The organism is Bacillus cereus group sp. RP43, from assembly GCF_040459645.1.
Taxonomy (GTDB): Bacteria; Bacillota; Bacilli; order Bacillales; family Bacillaceae_G; genus Bacillus_A; species Bacillus_A mycoides_C.
Genome location: NZ_JARVHQ010000001.1, coordinates 4,305,498 through 4,328,807, shown reverse-complemented (window position 1 = coordinate 4,328,807; position 23,310 = coordinate 4,305,498). Strand labels below are relative to the sequence as shown.

Sequence of the window (23,310 nt, the reverse complement as noted above, 5' to 3'; positions counted from 1 at the left end):
GTAGAATGCATCACTTTCATTTTTTGTGATAAAAGATTATTTTATTCTAAAGCGAAAAAAATAATTGACAGAATACTCAATAAAGTTGTAAGATTATAAATGGAAAATAAATGAAGGGGGTGTGCGTAATGATTGTAATCGTAAATGTAATGGGCTTAGCTCTGTTAAATGACGGAAAACATTCATATCATTACGCAACCCGTGCGGATATATAGGACCTTTTTGTCTTATGAGAAGCGTATGTTGCGTATATCGTAACGTACGCTTTTATGCATTCTATTGCATATCGTCAAGCGGCGGTATGCTTTTTTTTGTTTATTTTCCTTGTTACTATAAAAAATCAGAATTTGGAAGGTGGAAAAATGTGATGAGATTGTATGGCTTACGAAATGTAAATGTGATGGGTTTGGATAGCGGATAAAGAAATGTGAATCAAACGAGAACGAGAAAGGAGAGGTTATATTGTTTTCAGTATTACTAAAGTTAAGCTGGTTTTTTAGAGAGCATTGGAAAAGGTATAGTATCGCAATTGGGGTACTTTTAATTGTAAACGTGATAGAGGTAATTCCTCCGAAAGTATTAGGAGTTACAATTGATAATATTAAAACAGGAGCCTTAACGAACGAGGCGATTATGCAATATATTTTTATTTTACTTGGGGTAACAATTGGTGGGTATGTACTTACTTTCATTTGGCAGCACCAACTATTTGGCGGTGCGTTCGTACTTGAGAAAACGATGCGTTCAAAATTTATGGGGCATTTACTTAAGATGACACCGACGTTTTATCAAAAAAATCGTACTGGCGATTTAATGGCGAGAGCGACAAATGATTTAAAAGCAATTTCCATGACAGCTGGTTTTGGTATATTAACACTCGTTGATTCTAGTCTATATATGCTTACAATCGTTTGTATGATGGGCTTTTCAATTAGTTGGCAGCTAACATTTGCTGCGCTTATACCGCTTCCGATTATGGCGTTTGCAATGAATATATACGGAAAGAAATTGCATGAACGATTTACAGTCGCGCAAGATGCGTTCGGAGATATGAACGATAAAGTGCTTGAATCAATTGCGGGTGTACGCGTTATTCGTGCATACGTACAGGAGAACGCTGATCAAGAAAGGTTTCATCATTTAGGAGATGACGTATACGAGAAAAATATGAGAGTAGCAAGAATCGATGCATTATTCCAGCCGACTGTGAAAATGCTCGTCGGTCTTAGTTATTTAATCGGTTTAGTGTACGGTGCATATCTCGTATTCCAATCAAAGGTGACACTTGGTGAGCTCGTTTCTTTTAACGTCTATTTAGGGATGATGATTTGGCCAATGTTTGCAATTGGGGAATTGATTAATGTTATGCAAAGAGGAAATGCTTCGTTAGATCGTGTAAATGAAACGTTAGCTTATGAACCGGATGTAAAGAATCCGAAAGATCCAAAGGTTGTACAAGAGCCAGATTACATTCAGTTCGATAACGTTACTTTTTCATATCCTTCATCAATTGAAACAAATTTAAAAAATGTTTCGTTCTCATTAAAACAAGGAGAGACCCTTGGAGTTGTTGGGAAAACAGGAAGTGGGAAAACGACGCTTGTTCGTCAGCTTCTTCGTCAATATCCACTTGGGGAAGGTGATATTGCAGTTTCTGATGTGAAGCTAGATAAAATTCCAAATGATAACGTACTTGGCTGGATTGGGTATGTACCTCAGGAACACATTTTGTTCTCAAAAACAGCGAAGGAAAATATTTTATTTGGAAACAGAGAAGCGACTGAAGAAGAGCTTGAAAAAGCGATCGAAATAGCTGCGTTTAAAAAGGATTTAGAGTTTTTACCAGAAGGTTTAGAAACGCTCGTTGGAGAGAAAGGTGTTTCTTTATCAGGTGGACAAAAGCAAAGGATTTCAATTGCAAGGGCTGTTATTCAAAATCCAGAAATTTTAATTTTGGACGATTCTTTATCAGCTGTTGATGCTCGAACTGAAGCGGCGATTATTGAAAATATACGAACAGAAAGAAGCGGGAAGACGACGATTATCACGACGCATCGTTTGTCAGCGGTACAGCACGCGGATTGGATTCTCGTTATGGATAACGGTGAAGTTATTGAAGAAGGTTCGCATGAAGCGCTCATTCGAAATGGTGGCTGGTATGCAGAACAGTTCGACAGACAACAAGGTGAAAGTGAAAGCGCGGATAGTGGGGTGAAAATATGAGTGTTTCAAAACGATTGTTTCAATATGCGATGAAAGTGAAAGGTCCGATTTTTGCAGCGATGGCGATGCTATTTGTTTTTGTTATTGCAGAACTCGCGGGTCCTTTCGTCGCAAAAACGATGATTGATGAGCATATCGTTGGAATAGAGAGACCTTGGTATGAAGCAGAGAAGAGTGAGGATGCTGTTTCATATAATGGCGTCTTTTATAAGCGAAGTGATCGCTTTGAGGAAGGTGAGCGAAAAGGGAAAGAAGTCCGAGTAATTCAAGTCGGTTTTCAATACTATTTTGTACCGAATAAAATAACGCTTGAAGGAACTCGTTCTGTTAAGGGGGATATGCTTACAGTACAAAGTGGTAAGGCAGTGCAAGTGTATAAAGCGAAAGCCTTAACGAAAGAAGAAGTATTTGCGTTTTATAAACCAGAAATAAACCGACTATTACTACTCGGTGGTGGATATTTCGCTTTATTAGTAGTCGTATCATTATTTGCATACGGAAAGCAGTTCTTCTTACAGAAGGCAGCAAACAAAATTATTCAAATTATGAGGGAGGATGTTTTTTCTCATATACAAACGTTGCCAATTCGTTATTTCGATCATTTACCAGCAGGGAAAATTGTTTCGCGGGTAACGAATGATACAGAGGCAATTCGTGATTTATATGTAACAGTACTTGCGACATTCATTTCCAGTATTATTTATATTATCGGGATTTTCGCTGCATTATTTTTACTTGATGTAAAACTGGCGGCGCTATGTTTACTTATCATCCCAATTTTAATTATTTGGGCGATTATGTATAGAAAGTATGCGTCTGTATACAATCATAAAATGCGTTCTCGTTTATCGGATATTAATGGAACAGTGAATGAATCGATTCAAGGGATGCCAATTATTCAAGCATTTCGTCAAGAGCGTGAAACGAAGAAGGAATTTGAAGAACTCAATGGTGATTATTTTAAATATCAAAATAAAATTTTAAATTTAAATGCAGCAACTTCGCATAATTTAGTGTCTGTATTAAGAAATATCGCTTTTACAGGTGTAATTTGGTATTTCGGTGGTGCTTCATTAAGTGCTTCTGGCATCCTTTCTCTAGGGATACTATATGCTTTCGTTGATTATTTAACGAGATTATTCTCGCCAATTACGAATATGGTGAACCAACTTGCAAACTTAGAGCAAGCGCGTGTTGCATCAGAGCGTGTCTTTGAATTGCTAGAGGAAAAAGGAGAGGCAGTAGAAGAAGAACGTATGCCTCGCTTAACCGGAAATGTGAAATTCGATAATGTTTCGTTTTCTTATAATGGAAAAGATGAAGTATTAAAAAATATTTCTTTTGAAGCGAAACAAGGGGAGACAGTGGCACTTGTTGGTCATACTGGATCAGGAAAAAGTTCCATTATGAATGTGCTCTTTCAGTTTTATGAATTTCAAAAAGGGAAGCTTACGATTGATGGTCACGATGTAACAGAGATGCCGAAACAAGCAACTCGTGAACATATGGGGATTGTACTGCAAGATCCGTTTTTATTTAGCGGGACAGTTGCATCCAATGTAAGCTTAGAAAATGAAAAAATTTCAAAAGATCGCATTGTAAAGGCGTTACGTGATGTTGGTGCGGAAAGGTTTGCGAACAATATAGATGAAAAAATTACGGAGAAAGGAAGTACACTTTCAACCGGAGAACGTCAGCTTATATCGTTTGCTAGGGCACTTGCTTTTGATCCGGCAATTTTAATTTTAGATGAAGCGACTTCCAGCATTGATACAGAGACAGAAGCGATGATTCAACAAGCACTAGAAGTTGTGAAGAAAGGACGAACGACGTTTATTATCGCTCATCGCCTTTCAACAATTAAGAGCGCTGATCAAATTATTGTGCTTGATAGAGGAACGATTTTGGAAAAAGGCTCTCATGACGAATTAATGAAAAAGCGCGGGCGTTATTACGATATGTACAAAACGCAAATGGAAGGAAACCAGAGCGCTTAATTTTTAGAAGAACTTGCGATTTTCGCAAGTTCTTTTTTTAAACTTATAAATAAGTAAGTATTGTTTTACCTTTTTCTTTATAAATGCTATATTTAAAAATGTTACTTATTTTTTGTATGTAGCAGTGTTTTGCCATTTTGTTTGATTATGAAGAAAAAGGATAAACTAAATAAGAACATTTTCATTGAAAAATTGTTCGAAATTGCATACAATCAATATAGTTTTTAAATTCCTATCAGAATACTTGGAGGACTACTATCATGAAAAAATTATTTTCAGTGCTTGCAGTAACTACTTTAGCGATTGGGATTGTAGCGGGCTGCGGTAAAGAAGAGAAAAAAGATACAGCTAGTCAAGACGCATTACAGAAGATAAAACAAAGCGGTGAGCTTGTAATTGGTACAGAAGGTACATATCCACCATTTACGTTCCACGATACAAACGATAAATTAACTGGATTTGACGTTGAATTAGCAGAGGAAGTTGCAAAACGTTTAGGTGTAAAACCTGTATTTAAAGAAACGCAATGGGATAGCTTACTTGCAGGAATAGATGCAAAACGTTTCGACATGGTTGCGAACGAAGTTGGTATTCGTGAAGATCGCCAAAAGAAATATGACTTCTCTAGTCCATATATTTCTTCTTCAGCAGCATTAGTTATTGCGAAAGATAAAGATAAACCTGCTACATTTGCTGACGTAAAAGGATTAAAAGCAGCACAATCTTTAACAAGTAACTACGCAGATATTGCTAAGAAAAATGGTGCGGAAATCACAGGTGTAGAAGGATTTAGCCAAGCAGCAGAATTATTAAGTTCTGGCCGCGTTGATTTCACAATCAATGATAAATTATCAGTGTTAAACTATTTAGAAACGAAAAAAGATGCAAAAATTAAAATTGTAGATACAGAAAAAGAAGCATCACAAAGTGGATTCTTATTCCGTAAAGGTAGCGACAAACTTGTACAAGAAGTAAATAAAGCGTTAGAAGATATGAAAAAAGATGGTACGTACGATAAAATAACGAAAAAATGGTTCGGTGAAAATGTTTCTAAGTAGTGCAGTGGTCTCAGATCGATTGTCTACTTGGATAGATATTATGCAGACTTCCTTCACGCCTATGCTGAAGGAAGCTGTCTTTACGACAATTCCGTTAACGCTTATTACATTTGTTATCGGTATTATACTTGCGACGTTAACAGCGCTCGCACGTATTTCAGGTAGTCGTATTTTACAATGGATTGCTCGTATCTATGTATCTATCATTCGCGGAACGCCACTTCTTGTACAGTTATTTATTATTTTCTATGGGCTTCCAACTCTTAATATTGAGGTTGAGCCATATACAGCAGCAATTGTTGGTTTTTCATTAAATGTTGGTGCATATGCATCTGAAATTATTCGTGCTTCTATTCTTTCTATTCCGAAAGGACAGTGGGAAGCAGCTTACACAATTGGGATGACATATCCGCAAGCATTAAAACGTGTTATTTTACCGCAAGCGACGCGTGTATCTATTCCGCCGCTTTCGAATACATTTATTAGTTTAGTGAAGGATACTTCATTAGCGTCGTTAATTTTAGTAACAGAAATGTTCCGAAAAGCGCAGGAAATTGCGGCAATGAACTATGAGTTTTTAATTGTTTATTTTGAAGCAGGTCTAATTTATTGGGTAATTTGCTTCTTATTATCTATCGTGCAACAAATATTAGAAAAACGTTCAGAACGTTATACTCTAAAATAACCCTTTCATAAAAGGAGTTTTTGTTTTTATGATTTCAATTCAACATTTACAAAAAAGTTTCGGAGATAATACCGTACTAAAACATATAGACTTATCAGTTGAGAAGGGCGAAGTGGTTGTTATTATCGGGCCATCTGGATCTGGTAAAACGACATTCTTGCGTTGCCTCAACGTGCTAGAAACGCCGAACGCTGGTAACATTCGCATCGGTAATAAAGAGCTCGATTTCTCTCAAAAAGTATCGAAGAAAGATATTGTAAATCTTCGTACGCAAACAGGTATGGTATTCCAGCACCATAATCTATTCCCGCATTTAACAGCACTTCAAAATGTAATGGAAGGGCTCATTACAGTGAAAAAGATGGGGAAAGAAGAAGCGAAGAAAAAAGCAAACTACTTCCTTGAAAAAGTTGGTCTTGCGGATAAAGTGGATTTATATCCGTTCCAATTATCAGGTGGACAACAACAGCGCGTTGGAATCGCTCGTGCGCTTGCGATGGAGCCGGAAGTATTACTATTTGATGAGCCAACGTCAGCTCTTGATCCTGAACTAGTTCAAGAAGTTTTAAAGGTTATGAAAGAACTTGCTAAAGAAGGAATGACGATGGTCATTGTAACGCATGAAATGCGCTTTGCTCATCAAATTGCGAACCGTGTTATTTTCATGGATGGCGGTGTCGTTGTCGAACAAGGTACACCGGAAGATGTATTTACAAATCCAAAAGAAGAGCGAACGAAGAAGTTTTTACAAATGTTGCAGTAAATTAAGGAAGGTCTCAGGGCATATGCCCTGAGACCTTTTTGCCATATATATTTATTTTTGGAATCCGCCAAGGCTTTGCTCAGCCATTGCAACTAGACGTTTTGTAATTTCTCCACCAACAGAACCGTTAGCGCGAGCCGTAGAATCTGCTCCTAATTGTACACCAAATTCTTGAGCGATTTCGTACTTCATTTGATCGATTGCTGCTGTTGCTCCAGGTACTACTAATTGATTGTAAGAACTTTGGTTTGCCATAGGAATATATCCTCCTTAGAGTTATAAAAATTTTTTTGGTTGGACTAGCTGGATTTGAACCAGATTATCGCCCCGTTTGGCGCTAATCCATCGGTAATTAAGTTTGTACTCATAGTATGGATGTTACCTAGAAAGATATACAAAATAATAATTTGTAAATTTTGTAAAAAAATCATCGCTATTTTGTAAATTATGAAATAAGAGTAATCGTTGTATTTTTAAGAAAGAAGGCTAAACTAAGAGCGAAATCATATGCGTGTTTTTTCTTTGTATAACCAGCTTGGCTTACAGCTTAGTAAAATAAAAATTAAACGGCAACAACTGCATAGTTCTGTTTTAACTCGGGATGGGGCACAAAAAGGAACTGACCGCGTCTATGCACGGCTAGATGCTCTCTTCGATCTAAAAAAAAGGCTTTTTAATTGTCTTTAAACGATAACGTATGGAGGAATCATGATGGGAATTTGCCCGCTTTGCAACGCACTAGAATCACAAACATATTCTTGTCAAAATTGCCAAGGTATACTCCAAGATTATGGGAAAACTGTAGATTACATAGACGATTACAGTGCATATATGGATCAAGAATTATTAAGTGCAGTAGACGGTTTAACACATAATAATTCACAGGAGTATTGCAATCATGTTTTTTATTGCGGAGTATGTAATGTGGAAACAGAAGTTGTAGTGAAACTCGTTTAAATAGAAAACTTCCACCTTATGAATGAGGTGGAAGTTTTTGTATTTGTGAGTTAATCATAGGGGAAGGGATGTTTTCGGTATTTGACGAAGGATCTGATTTTATTTGCGATATTTTTTCTTTCGTGTAGCGCAAAGAGTGTTCAGTTAAATAGATGGCATATTCATAAAATAATTGGCGCGTAAGTTCACTTTGTTCTTTTAACTTTTCATCTTGGAATACAGTTCGCCCTGGTTTAGAATTTGCTTCAAATAGCCACGGATTTTCCGCAGTATCTAAACCAATATCAAAACCAATTTCTCCAATGTTCCCGGTTACTTGTTGATCGAGTGCATAACTGATTTGTAAGGCTGTTTGTTTTAGTTTATTTTCAATTTGAACTTGCTTTGTTGAATCAGGAAATAGTTCCTGAAGTAATTTCGTATCACCACCGCTATTTACATGAGTTGTTAAGCTACCCTTGCCGGCGATTTTTGCGACGATTGCACTGACCACCCATTGGCCGAAATGATTTTTATTTGTATGAATGCGGAAATCAACAGGTTGCCCTTCGAAGCGAAGCAACGAGATACCTTGTTGTACGATAAACTTTTTTAAATCATGTCCTTTTAACACATGGTTAAGAAGTGCTTCTAATGATTGATACTTTCTTAGTTTATTTTGATCATTTTCACGATAACGACAATAGTAGCGATTATCAGTTTGCGAATAGAGTATTTGATGAATGTTTCTTCCGAAGCTACCGTGTATTGGTTTCATATAAATATACTTATACGTACCGAGAAGTCGTTCTACTTGTTCAAAATGCTGAAATGCCTCTGTTTTTGGTAAGAATGGTTTAATCGAATCCTCTTTTATTAAAAGTTGATGAACTTCCCATTTGTTGAAAAATCCTGGATTAAACCACGGAATCGCATAGTCGCTTTCCAATCGTTTCTTTGCTCTTACGATAGGTTTGTAATTTTCTGCTTGGCGATTTGGTAATCGGTCGTAAATGACATTTGGTAAAGGGACTTTGTTTTTTACCCATTTTCCTTCTTGAAAGAAGTACCCTTCAATTGTTTCCTCTTCCCAGTTTATATGTTGAAGGCCAAAGACAAATACAAATGGCTGCAATGTGAATGGTGGTGTTAGTAGCTCACCGAGAGAAATGGAACGATTTCCTAAAGGAGAATTAGAATCATCGTTAAAGCCAGTTGTGAAAATCCCGATTAATGGGCCGAAAACAATGGTTTGATTTTGTATGAAGGCATGGACTGTTGCTGAATGCGGTAGTAAAAGTTTAGCTGCAATTTGTTCTCCAATAATGATTTCTCGAGTGAATGAATAATGAATTTTAATATTCTCACATGTAATATAACGCAAGCCAAAGAAGAAGGATGTAATTGGTGGTGTAATAGAAAAAACGTAAGGTAAAGTAATACTATTTGGATGCTCATCTGAAATCCTTAATGTATATATGTGCTCTTTCAACAGGGATTTCCTCCTTTCGTTATGGTGTAAATCGGCTAAACTTTAATGGACCATGAAAAATTTGTTCAGCTAACTGGTCGTTGTACCGGGTGTAAACTTCATAAGATGGCATCGTATTGACGTACATGAGCCAAATGGCACCTTTTTGATCCATAATGGTAGAAAGCTCTAGTTCAAATAATGAAGAATATGATTGATCAAGTGTTTTAAAAACTTCGGTTACAACATCATGTAAAGCATCTTTCAATAATTGAACGCCAGGTGGAGAAAGTAAATATTTAATTTTAGAAAACGGATGTAACTTAGAACGTTCTGTTGCTGAAAGTAAAAATTGTGCTGGGAATGAAGATTTTTGTATAAATTGACCGAGAACGTTCCAAGTCTGTTCTTTATTTTTTTGCATAATGGTTCGAATATGAATTGGATATGATAGTTGATTTGGAGGTTGTAACATTGGATGGATCATATAATGGGATGAGTGCACGTTCGATTTGCACCATGATATAAAGTCATCTGTCCGTTTGAATTGAGTAGAAGTATGCTGCTTTTCATTTATTGTATCGATATGAAATGTTTTATTTTTGTAAGTGGCCCGATATAAATTTTCATTGGAATGTATATTGATTGGTCTTATAATAATATCTCTTGTTTCTAGTAGTAATTTGAAAATTCCTTGTACTGTTCCTTCTTTTATTTTTGGCACGTAAGAGGAAAGACGTTTGTTAGTAAGAAAAAGATTGTGCAAATCGCTTGGATTAATAAGCGTGTTGTTTAAAAAAGTAGTCGAGGAACGTTTGTGTAATGAATGAATAATCGATTTTGCTTGCTGGAATTCTTTATCCTCTTTGAAATGACAGCGATCATATATGTATGAAGGAATGGGAAAGGTTTGATCTATCCAATTTCCTGTATCTGTATCATAAATAAGACCAGAAACAAGATCTGTCTTTGAATCAATGCTAAACGGTGTGAATTGGGCAACGACGTTATGATAAAGACGAGCTCGCTTAGCGATTTCGGTATAATACATTTGCTCGTAATGAAATTTAGAAGTTAAAAGACCAAGAACCAACGAAATCACTCCTTTAGTAATAAGATGTTTGCATAATAGGCGAAGCTATATATTGCAAATACGTTTTTATACCATTATACTTTTGTCCGTATGATGATATGCTATAGTTTTGGAGAAGTGAAAGGTTGATTATGATGAATATATGGTTGAATATGTTAACAACGACAGGACTCGGGGCGATTATTGGAGGATACACGAATCATTTAGCAATAAAAATGTTATTCCGTCCTCATCGTCCTATTTATATTGGGAAGTTTCAAGTTCCATTTACGCCAGGGTTAATTCCGAAGCGCCGCGATGAGCTTGCTGTTCAATTAGGTAAAATGGTTGTAGAACATTTGTTAACACCAGAAGGAATCGGAAAGAAATTAACAAATGAAGAGTTTCAAACCAGTTTAATTCGTTGGGCACAAGTGGAAGTTGATAAAGTAATTACAAATGAACAGTCGTTACGGGATATGTTAGAAAAATGGAATTTAGAACATGTAGAAGAAGAGGCGATCGGGAAAATCGAACATGTTATTACAGAAAAAATTCATGCATTTTTAGCAGAGTACTATACATATACATGGGAACAGGCTTTACCTCATTCTGTTCATGAAAAAGTAGAAAATGCGATTCCGAATGTAGCGTCTTTTGTTTTGAAAAGAGGAATTAGCTTTTTTGAAAGTGAAGAAGGAAAGGCACGCCTTTCAAAAATGATTGATGACTTTTTCGCTTCTCGCGGGACGATGCTTAATTTAGTCGGTATGTTTTTAGGAAATGTAAGCTTAGTGGATCGTGTGCAACCGGAAGTAATTAAGTTTTTAGGACAAGACGAAACAGAGCGGCTTTTAACTGATGTACTGCAAAAAGAGTGGGAAAAGTTAAAAGGAAGAGATGTACAAGAATTAGAAACGTTTGTAGAGAAAGAAATGATTGTGAGCTCTATATTGTCAGCTGTTAAAGTAGAGGAAACTGTGAGTAGATTTTTAAATCAATCTGTTCAGCAAGTATGTGATCCAGTTCGAGAAACGGTTATTGAAAAAGTAGTTCCAAGCGCAGTAACGAAAGGTTTGAAGTGGGGGACAGAAAACGTCGGGAGTATATTGAAAAATCTACAGCTTGCGGAAATTGTGCAGCAAGAAGTATCTACATTTTCAACAGAGAGACTAGAAGATCTTGTCTTGTCCATAACAAAAAATGAATTGAAAATGATTACGTATTTAGGCGCATTATTAGGCGGAATGATTGGACTTATGCAAGGGGTGTTACTGTTGTTCCTTAGGTAATAAAGATGAGTACATAGAAATAAAAGTGAAATTTCTTCACATCTCTTGCATAGTTTGATATGGTAAGAAGAGGTGCGGATGTAAATGCACTTAAAAGGCAGTGCGCATGAAAAGCGCTAGCCTTCTAAAGGAGGAAAATAAAATGACAAAAAACATTCATGATGTTGCATATGAATTACAAAAAGCAATCGCTGAAAACGAAGATTTCCAAACACTAAAAGCAAGCTACGCAGCAGTACAAGGAGATGCAGAGTCAAAGAACTTATTCGAAGAGTTCCGCGCGATGCAACTTGGCCTACAACAAAAAATGATGCAAGGTCAAGAAATCACTGAAGAAGACAACCAAAAAGCACAAGAAGTTGTAGCTCGCATTCAACAAGATGCTAAAATCACAAAGTTAATGGAAACTGAGCAACGTTTAAACATCGTTATCACTGACGTTAACAAAATCATTATGCAGCCACTTGAAGAATTATATAGCGCGCAACAACAAGCTTAATGATAGAAGACGCTCCTAGTATGGGGGCGTCTTTTTTGTTTATGAAATGGATGAATTGCATTTTGATAGTCCTTCCACAAAAAAGCCCATTCAAAAGAGTCTTTTTAGTGACTATTTTGAATGGGCTTATGATAGATTCTACAATTTTTGAATATTTTATCATTTGTTGAAATACTCAGTTTTAATATTTTTTTCCTTCAAAAACTTTTCAATCTCTTTTTGCTTTCTACCATTAACTTTCTCAAAGCGCTTTGTAAAAGAAAAATCGGCCTTGAATAAGTTACCATCTTGAGCGATTTTTTCTATTTCTTGATCTAGCTCTATTGAAAGTGCGGTAGACGATGAAATAAATTCATAGATTTCTTTTGAAGGCTTTTTGTAATCATCAGGTATAGTGTTGTTACTAATAAAATCATGGAAATTTGCATCATTTTGTTTTGCTAAATCTATTAGTTTTTTTAATTTCTCTCGGTCGGATTCAGTGACATTCTCGTCAGACATGGCTGATGAAAGGGGAACGATGTTTTCAAATAACTCTCCGCTATAATCTAAATAATTTTTTATATTTTGTTTCATTTCGTCTTCATTAATATTTTCGTTCTTTTTTTGAGAGTTAAATATATTTTCTGGAATTTTAATAGTAACATCTTTAATAGATTGTACATCGTCTAATTTATCAGATTGTGTATTGTTCGCATCATTAGATTGTGCACTGTGTGAACAAGCTGATATAAATAAAAGAGTAAGCAGTATGAGTGGATATAAAGTATATTTCTTCATTTTAATCTCCTTTTTCATTCATTAATATCTTTGTAAAATGGCAAAATTCCACTTTAAATACTTTACTAAAATTGAGTATACATGCTTTATCATTTGGTAAGATATCACAGAAATTAGTAAACCGATGCAAAAAGCTATGAACACACTATATACATCTGAATAACTGATTTGATGAAATCCTTTAAAAAATCCTAATCCTAGTAATAAAATAGGTGAAATGATTAACAATGGTGTGGCAATTATAAGTGCTAGAAGAATCGGTAATAGAAAGAGTAATAAGAAAAAGGCGATAATGATAAATATAAAGTTTAAAACACTTAAGCTCATAACAGAAAATATTGCTGTTATAATATTTTTGAGGCTTCGTTTCTTGTCAGCGTTGCTTATTGCATATGTAACATTAAGTTCTTTAGCGATAGTTTTAGGGTTTCCTAGCTTTTTAGAAATTTCTTCCTCAGATTTTCCGTCCTGTTTACCGCTAATAAAATGAGTTTCGTACTCCGAGATAATATCTTTCTTTTCTAAATTAGGCATATTTCGTAGGGAGGAACTAAGTTGTTCTAAAAATTCACTTTTGTTCAATACAATCACTTTCCTTTATAAAATGATTAATCACATCTGGGAATCTTATCTGTTTTTGAGTAAATAGCATAACCTTTCTGCACCTTTTGAAGTGTATATATTTACAGGATATATACTAATCTAAACTCTAGTTCCAATTATTGGGTATTCAATTATTTACAAATATACCACTTACTAGTATTCTTTGCAAGGTACTGTAATATTGTTAATACCATGAATAGATGAAAGACTTTTTATCTATTTCTAGAGGAGGATATCAGAATGGTATTTTAAGATAAATAAAAGATTGTAAGCGTATTCTTAAATCATTGTCAAAATACTGTCAAATGCATATAGTTGGAAAAATAATGCATTTGTACTATAATAATAAATAATACTTCACCACATTAATTAACTAGGTGAAATTAAAATCTTTATTACACACATTATGAAATAAAGGGATGATTAGTTTGAGTACAGGTGTAAAAGCAAACGACGTGAAAACAAAAACAAGAGGAGCAGATCTTGTTGTTGATTGTTTAATTAAACAAGGTGTTACACATGTTTTCGGTATTCCAGGAGCGAAGATTGACTCTGTATTTGATGTACTGCAAGAAAGAGGACCAGAGTTAATTGTTTGTCGTCATGAACAAAATGCAGCATTTATGGCAGCTGCTATTGGTAGATTAACAGGGAAACCGGGTGTATGTCTTGTAACTTCAGGACCAGGGACATCGAATTTAGCGACAGGTCTTGTTACTGCGAATGCGGAGAGTGATCCCGTTGTTGCTTTAGCTGGTGCAGTTCCGCGTACTGATAGATTAAAACGTACGCATCAATCTATGGATAATGCTGCACTATTCGAACCAATCACAAAATATAGCGTAGAAGTAGAGCATCCTGATAATGTGCCAGAAGCACTATCAAATGCATTTCGAAGTGCGACTTCCACAAATCCAGGAGCTACTTTAGTAAGTCTTCCGCAAGACGTTATGACTGCGGAAACGACTGTAGAGTCTATCGGTGCGCTTTCTAAGCCACAGCTTGGAATCGCTCCCACACATGAAATTACATATGTAGTAGAAAAAATAAAATCAGCGAAATTACCAGTTATTTTACTCGGTATGAGAGCGAGCACGAATGCAGTAACGAAAGCGGTTCGTGAATTAATTGCTGATACAGAACTTCCTGTCGTTGAAACATATCAAGCAGCTGGCGCGATTTCACGTGAGTTAGAAGATCATTTCTTCGGCCGCGTTGGATTATTCCGTAACCAACCAGGTGATATTTTACTAGAAGAAGCCGATCTTGTTATTTCTATCGGTTATGATCCAATTGAGTATGATCCGAAATTCTGGAATAAACTTGGAGACAGAACAATTATTCACCTTGATGACCACCAAGCAGATATCGATCATGATTACCAACCAGAGCGTGAATTAATTGGCGATATCGCTTTAACTGTAAATAGCATCGCAGAGAAATTACCGAAACTTGTATTAAATACGAAATCAGAAGCAGTTTTAGAACGATTACGCTCGAAATTATCAGAGCAAGCGGAAGTTCCAAACCGTGCTTCAGAAGGTGTTACTCATCCACTTCAAGTCATTCGTACACTGCGTTCTTTAATTAGTGACGATACAACGGTTACATGTGATATCGGTTCACATTCTATTTGGATGGCGAGATGTTTCCGTTCTTATGAACCACGAAGATTGTTATTTAGTAACGGTATGCAAACGTTAGGTGTTGCACTTCCTTGGGCAATTGCCGCTACTTTAGTTGAGCCGGGTAAAAAAGTTGTTTCAGTGTCAGGTGATGGTGGTTTCTTATTCTCTTCGATGGAGTTAGAAACAGCGGTACGTTTAAATGCACCGGTTGTACATCTCGTTTGGAGAGACGGTACATATGATATGGTTGCGTTCCAACAAATGATGAAATACGGTAGAACATCAGCTACAGAGTTTGGCGATGTTGATCTTGTGAAATATGCAGAAAGTTTCGGGGCAATAGGTCTTCGTGTCAATACACCAGATGAATTAGAAGATGTATTGAAAACGGCATTAGAAGCAGACGGTCCTGTCATTATTGATATTCCAATTGACTATCGTGACAACATTAAATTAAGTGAAAAACTATTACCAAACCAATTAAACTAATGGGGGCATGAGTGAGATGACTGTTGCACAAGTAATTGACATTGATGCAAAAAGAACGAAAACGAATAATGAAGTATATCAAACTTCAACAATGCTTGCGCTATTAGATGGTATATATGATGGTGTTATTAATTTTGAGGAACTGAAAGAACGTGGTGATTTCGGCATCGGCACATTTGATCAATTAGATGGTGAAATGATCGCATTTGATAATGAGTTTTATCATTTACGTTCAGACGGTTCAGCAGAAAAAGTAGAACCTGAAGAAACAACGCCGTTTGCAACTGTAACGTTTTTTGAAAAAGAAATGAGTTATACGGTAGAGCGCCCAATGAATCGTGAAGAAGTGGAAGCATTATTACATGAATTAATGCCAAGTAAAAATTTATTTTATGCAATTCGAATGGACGGTACGTTCCGTGAAGTAAGAACGAGAACAGTGCCAAGACAAGAAAAGCCGTATACACCGCTCGTTGAAGTGACGAAATCACAACCGATTTTTTCGTTTAAAGATACGGATGGAACGATGGCTGGATTTTGGACACCGGATTACGCGCAAGGTATTGGTGTAGCTGGTTTCCACTTACATTACATTGATGATGAAATACGCGGGGGCGGACATGTTTTCGACTATGTTGTAGAAAACTGTACGATCCAAATTTGTCAAAAAGCTCATATGCATTTAGCACTTCCTGAAACAGCTGATTTTATGGCGGCTGAATTATCAAGAGAAAACTTAGAGAATGATATTGCTACCGCGGAAGGTGCGGAGTAAAAAGGAATTGAAATTATGTATTCTCTATATAAAGAACCGAAGTCTTGTTCAGACTTCGGTTTTTTTCATTGATTCACAATCTTCGAGTAAAATACCCCTATCTAATTTCACTGCAGGCCTCATTATGTTTAATTTGTAAAATGAAAACTCAATTTTGAAGCAAAAGAAATATAAATTTCTCTCCAAACATATACATCAAAAGGATAGGGGGGATATGATGGGAAACTCAATTACTATTAGTTTATGCATGATTGTAAAAGATGAAGAACAAACTATATCAACATGCTTAGAATCGGTCAAAAGTGTTGTGGATGAAATAATTATTGTAGATACAGGTTCAACAGATGCTACAAAAGAAATTGTGAAGAAGTACGACGCGAAAGTTTATGATTTTCAATGGATTGAAGATTTTTCAGCGGCACGAAATTTTGCATTTTCTAAAGCTACAAAAGAATACATTCTTTGGCTAGACGCAGATGACATAATAGATACGGAAGATATAAAGAAATTGTTGCAGTTAAAAAGTACGTTAGATCGTAGTACGGATGCAGTATCTATGAAATATTATTTAACTTTTGATATAGAAGGAAATCCAACACATTCTTTAAGGCGATATCGATTAGTAAACAGAAGTAGAAATTTTCAATGGTATGGATTTGTTCATGAATATTTAGAGGTGTATGGAAATCTTATAAATAGTGATGTAGGGGTAAGTCATAAAAAAATAAAAGCATATACTAATCGTAATTTAAAAATATATGAAAAACATCTTGAGAGTGGAAAAGAATTTAGTCCCCGTGATGTGTACTATTATGCAAATGAATGTAAGGATCACAGATTATTTGATAAGGCTGTTAAGGGGTATTCTAAATTTTTAGATGAAGAAAAGGGTTGGGTTGAAGATAATATTCAAGCTTGTTTAAAAAGAGCCGAATGTTATTTAGAATTGGGGGACTTAAAAAAATCTATACAGTCTTGTTTACAATCATTTACGTATGACACGCCTAGAGGAGAACTTTGTTGCCACTTAGGACGTGTATTTTTGCAACAAAACGAATATTCCAAAGCGATATATTGGTACCATGCAGCAATTGACGGGCCAAGGCCAAAGGATTCTCCATTTGTCCGGGAAGAGTGTCATACATGGTTGCCGCATATTCAACTATGTATTTGTTATGATCGATTAAAAGAATATGAAAAGGCCATTTATCATAACGAACAAGCTGCACAGTTCATACCTAATAATCCAAGCATTGAATATAATAGAAAATATTTTGATAGTTTATCAAAAGAATAGTGTTTAATAATACTATATAATCATTTTGGCTGCTGAGAGGAGTTTGATTCATGCTCACAAGTATAATTATATTGACTCATAATCAATTACAATATACAAAAGAATGCATCCAAAGTATTAGAACTTATACAGTGGAACAAGAGTATGAGTTAATAGTTGTGGACAATGCGTCAACAGATGGTACTGTAGAATGGTTACAAAAACAATCGGATATTATGCTAGTGGAAAATGCGGAGAATATGGGTTTTCCAAAGGGATGCAATCAGGGGGTTAAAGAGGCAAAAGGTGATAATATTCTATTATTAAATAATGATGTGGTCGTAACTGAAAATTGGCTAAGCAACTTAATTCGGTGTTTATATGAAAGTAAGGATACTGGAGCGGTAGGGCCCATAACTAATAATGCCGCTTACTATACTGCTATACCAACATTTTATAAAGATATTGAAGGAATGCAGAAGTTTGCAACTTTATATAATCAAAGTGATAAAAATAAATGGGAAGAACGTATGAAATTAATCGGATTCTGTATGCTTATAAAAAAATCAGTGTTAGATGAAGTTGGATTATTAGATGAACGATTTACACCGGGGAATTATGAAGATGATGATTTGTCACTAAGAATGTTTGAAAAAGGATATAAATTGTATTTATGTAAAGATACATTTATTCATCACTACGGAAGTGTCTCATGGAAAGAAGATAGTATGAAATTTTCTGTAGTTTTACATGCAAATAATATAAAATTGTATGAAAAATGGGGATTTTATGGTGAAAGTTTATACATTCATTATGATTTACTAGCAATTGTAGATCGATTTGCGCCTGATCAAGTGAATATTCTTCATATAGGAGCTGGATCTGGTGCAACTTTATTAGAAATGAAAAGGCGTTACCCGGCAGTTTCCATATTTGGAGCAGAAATTAATGAAAAAGCAGCAGCTCTTGCAAATAGGGTAGCTCCTACAACTTCTGCTGAGTATGACAAGTTACATGAGGTATTTACAGATGAAAAATTCCAGTACATTTTGTTATCACATCCTATTGAGTTAGCTCAATTACCTCAGGTCATACAATCTATGTCACAACTTTTAACGCCAACAGGAACTTTCATTATGTCGAAATTCAATTTAGATAATTATTATGCATTAAAAAAATAATGCTTTTAAGATTTTCTCTTTGGAGATGAGCTATATTTGGCAATGTTGGAGGAACAACGGTTTCTTTTATAGAAACAAAACCGAAATCCGAGCCCGGATTTCGGCTTTTCGACGTGTGATGAGTTACGAAAAAAGAGCTATCCTATAAGTTGGTTTCACTGACTTATAGGATAGCTTCTTTATTTTGAAACAAACGGATGCTTTTCATAATAAAACCGCCATGGGTAGTGAATGGCTTCTTCTGCGTAATCAATATTAATACGAGGGCCAGCTATTATGTTATGTATGGATAATAAATGTTCTTCTTTCGGAACTAATTCAATATGTAACGTATCACTTTGTAATGATACCCCGCGCTCTTTTAAAGTGATTCCGAGTGCGCGGCATAGTTTTCCGGGGCCATTTGTTAAGTTTTTATACTGAGCTTTCGTAATGTCGGTTTTGTTGTAGCGTGCTAGTTTCATGTCTTCGATTCCATCTACAGGTTCAAGAGCACGAATGAGAACTCCTTGCGGGGTGTCGATTGGTGCTGTAATTACGTTAAAGCAATGATACATGCCGTAAATTAAATATACGTAAGCATGTCCTGGTACGCCGAACATTACTTCTGTTCGATCAGTCCGTCTTCCTCCGTAACTATGTGCGGCCTTATCATCTGGACCTTTGTATGCTTCTACTTCTACAATAATTCCGCTCCGCTTTATGCCGTCTACAATATGTACCAGTTTATGTCCGAGTAACTTCTTTGCGACCTCTAACGTATCGCCTTCATAAAAAGAAGGAGGTGCCTGCATTGTACTATCTCCTTTGCCAGTTGTATATGTATATAGTAAACCAAATTTCCAGTAGTAATTCTAACTCGTTCTATTTGCTACATTTATTTCATAAATTATGGATAGAGTACAACAGCGAAGAGGGGGAGTGCGACATGATTTATCGCTTACTAGCTCTTAATATAGATGGGACACTACTATACAACAACGGAAAAATCGCAAAAGGGATACGAGAAACAATTGAATTTGTGAAAAGAAAAGATGTATACGTTACATTATTTACGAATCGTAATTTTCAATCTGCCCATAAAATAGCGAAGGCGTTAAAATTAGATTCTATATTAGTTACGCATGGCGGTGCTTTCGTTTCAGCATCGTTAGATAAGCCGTTCGCTCAAAGGAGATTATCTGAAGAGAAAACCTTTAATATTGTGCAAGTGTTAGAGCATTTTGATTGTAATGTTCGCATTTCTCATGAAAGATATTCAATTGGGAATCGTGAGAGAAATACACCAAACTTAATTGCGCGTACTGTATTATCAAGCGCAGATCCGTTATTTTATCCAGTTCAATTTGTAGATTCGCTAGGGGATGCACTGCGTGATCATCCAGTAGCTGCACCAAAAATTGATATTGTTTTCCATACGAAAGGTGAAAAAGAAAGAGGGATGAATACGTTAAGAAAGGCATTTCAAGATGTAGAGTACGTTGAGTGTGATGAGAGACGTATAGAAATTCTCCCTCAAAATGTATCAAAACTACGTGGTTTACAATTACTTGGGGAGCATTTAAATATTAACCTTAGTGAAATGGTTGCGATTGGAGATAGCATAGAAGACTTAGAGGTAATTGAAAATGTTGGGCTCGGGGTAGCAATGGGGAACGCCCCTGTAGAATTAAAGCAAGCCGCAGACTGGATTACACGTTCTAATACTGAGAACGGCGTAGAATATATGATTAAAGAGCATTTCCGTAAGCAATTTCCGCTTCCATTTTTAAAGAATCATAAACATACACCGAAACGATGAAAAAAGAAACGTAGCATTTTCGCTACGTTTCTTTTTTTGTTTTTATGCTTCGATTACTTTAAGCATTCTATTTAAAAATGCAGCAGCTTCACCACGTGTTGCTGTACCTTTTGGGACAATCATTTCTTTAAATGTCGCACCATAAATATTACTTGTATATAAATTTGCGGGAGTTCTATATAGATTTTTATTTTCCGTTGAACCCTTATTTTCGAATAATGATGCTTTCGTACCTTCAAATGTAGCTGAAGGTGCGTAAATCCATTTTGGTGTTTCGTTTAATTGAATTTTAAACCAATTCCCAGACTGTTCGGTAGGAGTGAGTGCTTGTGGTTGTATTTTGTTCTCTTCTTTAAATGGTTCGAAAGGAAGTGAATATGTAAAAGTCTCTTCTTTTATAATTAATTTTTTGTTAGAGAGTTTATGAATCTCTCGTACTTCTAAACTATTATCATCATTATTGATCCAGCCAGAACTAGATGCAGTTTGTACATAATATGCATTATCTTTTTTTCTTTGTCGCCTTTACGACTTGTTCGGTAACTTCAATATTTGTTTTGTTCTTTAAATTGTTCGAGTCATATAGTGGAAGTTTTTTTGATAAATGGAGAAGATATTCACCATTTATTTCAAGGTGATTCTCTTCAGCATGTCGATGTTTTTTTGCATGTTCTTCAATGCTTTTTAGAGCTTGTTCATCAGTAGATAATTCCGTGGTTTTCTCTACATTCTCTGCGAATGAATAAGTAGGTGCTACAAAAGTTTGTAGTGCAAGAGCGAGTGCTAAAACGTTGTGAAACTTTTTTTCATAGTTGTTTTAACACGTTAGATTTTTAATCTTGTGTTAACAGGCTTCCTTTATATGTATTTAAACTAGTAGTTAGTACTAATACGTTTTAGATTGTAACAAGGGCATATTATAATATCTATACAACTAGGAGAGGTTTATGAAGAATCAATATTCAGTATGTTGTAAATGTGATATGGAAATAAGGTAAAACCTTCTGTATTGACCTGCAAACGCCCTTCAAGTAAACTAAAGAGAGTTTGCAAATGAAAAGGTGATAATGTTGTTAATTTCAATTAAAACGTTACAAGATGATCGTTTTTTACGTCCGCTACAAAATATTGGCGGTTTATTTTTTGAAGAGAGCACGATAGGGTTTGATAAAGAAGAAGCAAATCTTATCGTTGATATACAGATAGAAGGTAATGTGACAGCATCAGCTCGTTTAACAGATGTTGCAACCGGAAATGTGTATGAAGAAACATTCGCGAAAGATTTATCTGCTTTCACAGAAGAAAAAGAACGTATGAAGCAAGTGAAACATGTTGTTTCTTACGTATATCTTTCTGTACTTCAACAGCTAACTGGACTTGAACAGAGCTGGGGAATATTAACTGGGGTACGCCCAACGAAGCTTCTTCACAAACTGCTTCAAAATGGTATGTCAAAAGAAGAAGCACATAAAGAACTTCGTGAAAGTTATTTAATTCATGAAGAAAAAATTGAGCTTCTTCAGCGTATCGTTGATTGCCAATTAGCGGTTGTTCCAGATTTATACCGATTGAAAGAAGAAGTAAGTATTTACATCGGTATTCCGTTTTGTCCTACAAAATGTGCGTACTGTACGTTCCCGGCTTATGCAATTAACGGACGCCAAGGATCAGTTGATTCGTTCTTAGGCGGGTTACATTATGAAGTTCGTGAAATTGGTAAGTTTTTAAAAGAAAAAGGTGTTACAGTTACGACGATTTATTACGGCGGTGGTACACCGACGAGTATTACAGCAGAAGAGATGGATATGTTGTATGAAGAAATGTACCAAGCTTTCCCAGATGTGAAAGATGTACGTGAAGTAACAGTTGAGGCAGGTCGCCCAGATACAATCACACCAGCAAAGCTAGAAGTGTTAAATAAATGGAACATTGACCGTATTAGTATTAATCCGCAGTCATACCATCAAGAGACACTAAAAGCAATTGGACGTCATCACACTGTAGAAGAAACGATTGAGAAGTATCATTTAGCACGTGAAATGGGAATGAACAATATTAATATGGATTTAATTATTGGTCTTCCTGGTGAAGGATTAGACATCTTTAAGCATACGTTAGATGAAACAGAAAAGTTAATGCCAGAATCGTTAACAGTTCATACGTTATCATTTAAACGTGCTTCTGAAATGACGCAAAACAAACGTAAATATAAAGTAGCAGGTCGCGAAGAAATTACTGCGATGATGCATGAGGCGGAAGAGTGGACGAAGAACCATAATTACGTGCCATACTATTTATATCGTCAAAAAAATATTTTAGGTAACTTAGAAAACGTTGGGTATGCAATACCGACGCAAGAAAGTATCTACAATATTGTTATTATGGAAGAAGTACAATCGATTATCGGACTTGGTTGCGGGGCATCAAGTAAATTTGTTCACCCACAAACAGGAGCAATTACACACTTTGCGAATCCGAAAGATCCAAAATCATATAACGATGGCTTCGTGAAATATACAGAAGATAAACTGAAAATTTTAGAAGAGCTATTCGTGTAAGGAGAAGATGGCTGTCCCAATTTTGGGATGGCTTCTTTTTCATATAGGGGACTAGTGTTGTTAGTTTTTGTCGGTAAATCGATATATCTTAAAAACCGCCGATGTAATTTCATTTACCGCTGAACGGTCCATTTGTAAAACTATGTCGATAATAATCAGAAAAATTAGTCAAATTATTAGAGGACTATGTCTACTTATAGACGAAATGATAGATTTATGAAAG

The 23,310-nt window shown here is 35.7% G+C and carries 20 protein-coding genes and 1 pseudogene; 14 read left to right on the top strand and 7 right to left on the bottom strand.

The genetic code is table 11. The features are described from left to right. Positions 1–462 precede the first annotated feature (462 nt). The 5 genes from QCI75_RS22515 to QCI75_RS22495 all read left to right on the top strand — a co-directional run bounded on the left by QCI75_RS22515 (position 463) and on the right by QCI75_RS22495 (position 6,726). The gene (locus tag QCI75_RS22515) at positions 463–2,223 is read left to right on the top strand and encodes an ABC transporter ATP-binding protein (RefSeq protein ID WP_144508317.1); all 1,761 of its coding nucleotides are present in this window, start codon (positions 463–465) and stop codon (positions 2,221–2,223) included. After that, positions 2,220–4,220 carry an ABC transporter ATP-binding protein gene (locus tag QCI75_RS22510; protein WP_353761217.1) on the top strand — a complete coding sequence of 667 codons (2,001 nt, stop codon included), beginning with the start codon at positions 2,220–2,222 and terminating at the stop codon, positions 4,218–4,220. The genes QCI75_RS22515 and QCI75_RS22510 overlap by 4 nt, the downstream gene beginning before the upstream one ends. A gap of 260 nt (positions 4,221–4,480) precedes the next feature. After that, on the top strand, positions 4,481–5,278 hold the full coding sequence (locus QCI75_RS22505; protein WP_000732862.1) for an amino acid ABC transporter substrate-binding protein: 798 nt from the start codon (positions 4,481–4,483) through the stop codon (positions 5,276–5,278). Next, entirely contained in the window at positions 5,265–5,963 is a 699-nt protein-coding gene (locus QCI75_RS22500; RefSeq protein WP_144505844.1) for an amino acid ABC transporter permease, read from the top strand. Before QCI75_RS22505 ends, QCI75_RS22500 begins: the two co-directional genes overlap by 14 nt. 28 nt (positions 5,964–5,991) lie before the next feature. Then, the gene (locus QCI75_RS22495; protein WP_064473846.1) at positions 5,992–6,726 is read left to right on the top strand and encodes an amino acid ABC transporter ATP-binding protein; all 735 of its coding nucleotides are present in this window, start codon (positions 5,992–5,994) and stop codon (positions 6,724–6,726) included. A 51-nt stretch (positions 6,727–6,777) separates the two neighbouring features. On the opposite strand, the gene sasP is transcribed toward QCI75_RS22495, so the two are convergent. Beyond that, entirely contained in the window at positions 6,778–6,981 is a 204-nt protein-coding gene (sasP, locus tag QCI75_RS22490) for a small acid-soluble spore protein, SasP family (RefSeq protein WP_000013349.1), read from the bottom strand. Between the two features lie 456 nt (positions 6,982–7,437). Between sasP and QCI75_RS22485 the strand changes: the two genes are divergently transcribed. Beyond that, entirely contained in the window at positions 7,438–7,683 is a 246-nt protein-coding gene (locus tag QCI75_RS22485; protein ID WP_002087367.1) for a hypothetical protein, read from the top strand. Between the two features lie 16 nt (positions 7,684–7,699). Here the strand turns inward: QCI75_RS22485 and QCI75_RS22480 are convergent, their stop codons facing one another. Both QCI75_RS22480 and QCI75_RS22475 read right to left on the bottom strand, forming a co-directional pair. Continuing rightward, positions 7,700–9,154 carry a YheC/YheD family endospore coat-associated protein gene (locus QCI75_RS22480; RefSeq protein WP_353761215.1) on the bottom strand — a complete coding sequence of 485 codons (1,455 nt, stop codon included), beginning with the start codon at positions 9,152–9,154 and terminating at the stop codon, positions 7,700–7,702. A gap of 19 nt (positions 9,155–9,173) precedes the next feature. Continuing rightward, entirely contained in the window at positions 9,174–10,226 is a 1,053-nt protein-coding gene (locus QCI75_RS22475) for a YheC/YheD family protein (RefSeq protein WP_144505846.1), read from the bottom strand. Between the two features lie 125 nt (positions 10,227–10,351). Here QCI75_RS22475 and QCI75_RS22470 point away from each other — a divergent pair, with 125 nt between their 5' ends. Both QCI75_RS22470 and QCI75_RS22465 read left to right on the top strand, forming a co-directional pair. Beyond that, positions 10,352–11,497, top strand: coding sequence for a DUF445 domain-containing protein (locus tag QCI75_RS22470; protein ID WP_353761214.1), 1,146 nt, complete (start codon positions 10,352–10,354; stop codon positions 11,495–11,497). Positions 11,498–11,639: 142 nt separating this feature from the next. After that, complete coding sequence (locus tag QCI75_RS22465) at positions 11,640–11,996, top strand: YlbF/YmcA family competence regulator (protein WP_070141041.1); 357 nt, start codon at positions 11,640–11,642, stop codon at positions 11,994–11,996. Between the two features lie 159 nt (positions 11,997–12,155). Here QCI75_RS22465 and QCI75_RS22460 read toward each other — a convergent pair whose 3' ends face one another. Beyond that, positions 12,156–12,776 (bottom strand): NDxxF motif lipoprotein, encoded by a 621-nt coding sequence (locus QCI75_RS22460; RefSeq protein WP_353761213.1) that lies wholly within the window; start codon positions 12,774–12,776, stop codon positions 12,156–12,158. Between the two features lie 21 nt (positions 12,777–12,797). Then, positions 12,798–13,358, bottom strand: a complete 561-nt coding sequence (locus tag QCI75_RS22455) for an HAAS signaling domain-containing protein (protein WP_353761212.1) — start codon at positions 13,356–13,358, stop codon at positions 12,798–12,800. A gap of 449 nt (positions 13,359–13,807) precedes the next feature. Between QCI75_RS22455 and alsS the strand changes: the two genes are divergently transcribed. The 4 genes from alsS to QCI75_RS22435 all read left to right on the top strand — a co-directional run bounded on the left by alsS (position 13,808) and on the right by QCI75_RS22435 (position 18,728). Then, positions 13,808–15,496, top strand: a complete 1,689-nt coding sequence (alsS, locus tag QCI75_RS22450) for an acetolactate synthase AlsS (RefSeq protein WP_353761568.1) — start codon at positions 13,808–13,810, stop codon at positions 15,494–15,496. A 16-nt stretch (positions 15,497–15,512) separates the two neighbouring features. Beyond that, the gene (gene alsD, locus QCI75_RS22445; RefSeq protein WP_144505851.1) at positions 15,513–16,271 is read left to right on the top strand and encodes an alpha-acetolactate decarboxylase; all 759 of its coding nucleotides are present in this window, start codon (positions 15,513–15,515) and stop codon (positions 16,269–16,271) included. A gap of 217 nt (positions 16,272–16,488) precedes the next feature. Beyond that, positions 16,489–17,568: a tetratricopeptide repeat-containing glycosyltransferase family 2 protein gene (locus QCI75_RS22440; protein WP_144505852.1), complete on the top strand. Its 1,080-nt coding sequence runs from the start codon at positions 16,489–16,491 to the stop codon at positions 17,566–17,568. 50 nt (positions 17,569–17,618) lie between these two features. Beyond that, complete coding sequence (locus QCI75_RS22435) at positions 17,619–18,728, top strand: glycosyltransferase (protein ID WP_353761211.1); 1,110 nt, start codon at positions 17,619–17,621, stop codon at positions 18,726–18,728. 179 nt (positions 18,729–18,907) lie between these two features. Here the strand turns inward: QCI75_RS22435 and QCI75_RS22430 are convergent, their stop codons facing one another. After that, on the bottom strand, positions 18,908–19,522 hold the full coding sequence (locus QCI75_RS22430) for a DNA-3-methyladenine glycosylase (RefSeq protein WP_353761210.1): 615 nt from the start codon (positions 19,520–19,522) through the stop codon (positions 18,908–18,910). Between the two features lie 134 nt (positions 19,523–19,656). On the opposite strand from QCI75_RS22430, the gene QCI75_RS22425 reads away from it, so the two are divergent. Then, a complete protein-coding gene (locus QCI75_RS22425) occupies positions 19,657–20,529 on the top strand; it encodes a Cof-type HAD-IIB family hydrolase (RefSeq protein ID WP_113709744.1) in 873 nt (290 codons plus the stop codon). Between the two features lie 105 nt (positions 20,530–20,634). On the opposite strand, the pseudogene QCI75_RS22420 reads toward QCI75_RS22425, so the two are convergent. Next, a pseudogene (locus tag QCI75_RS22420) lies at positions 20,635–21,337 on the bottom strand (S-layer homology domain-containing protein); the annotation flags it as partial. A 259-nt stretch (positions 21,338–21,596) separates the two neighbouring features. Here QCI75_RS22420 and QCI75_RS22415 point away from each other — a divergent pair. Then, positions 21,597–23,087 (top strand): coproporphyrinogen III oxidase, encoded by a 1,491-nt coding sequence (locus QCI75_RS22415; protein WP_060750045.1) that lies wholly within the window; start codon positions 21,597–21,599, stop codon positions 23,085–23,087. Positions 23,088–23,310: the final 223 nt, after the last annotated feature.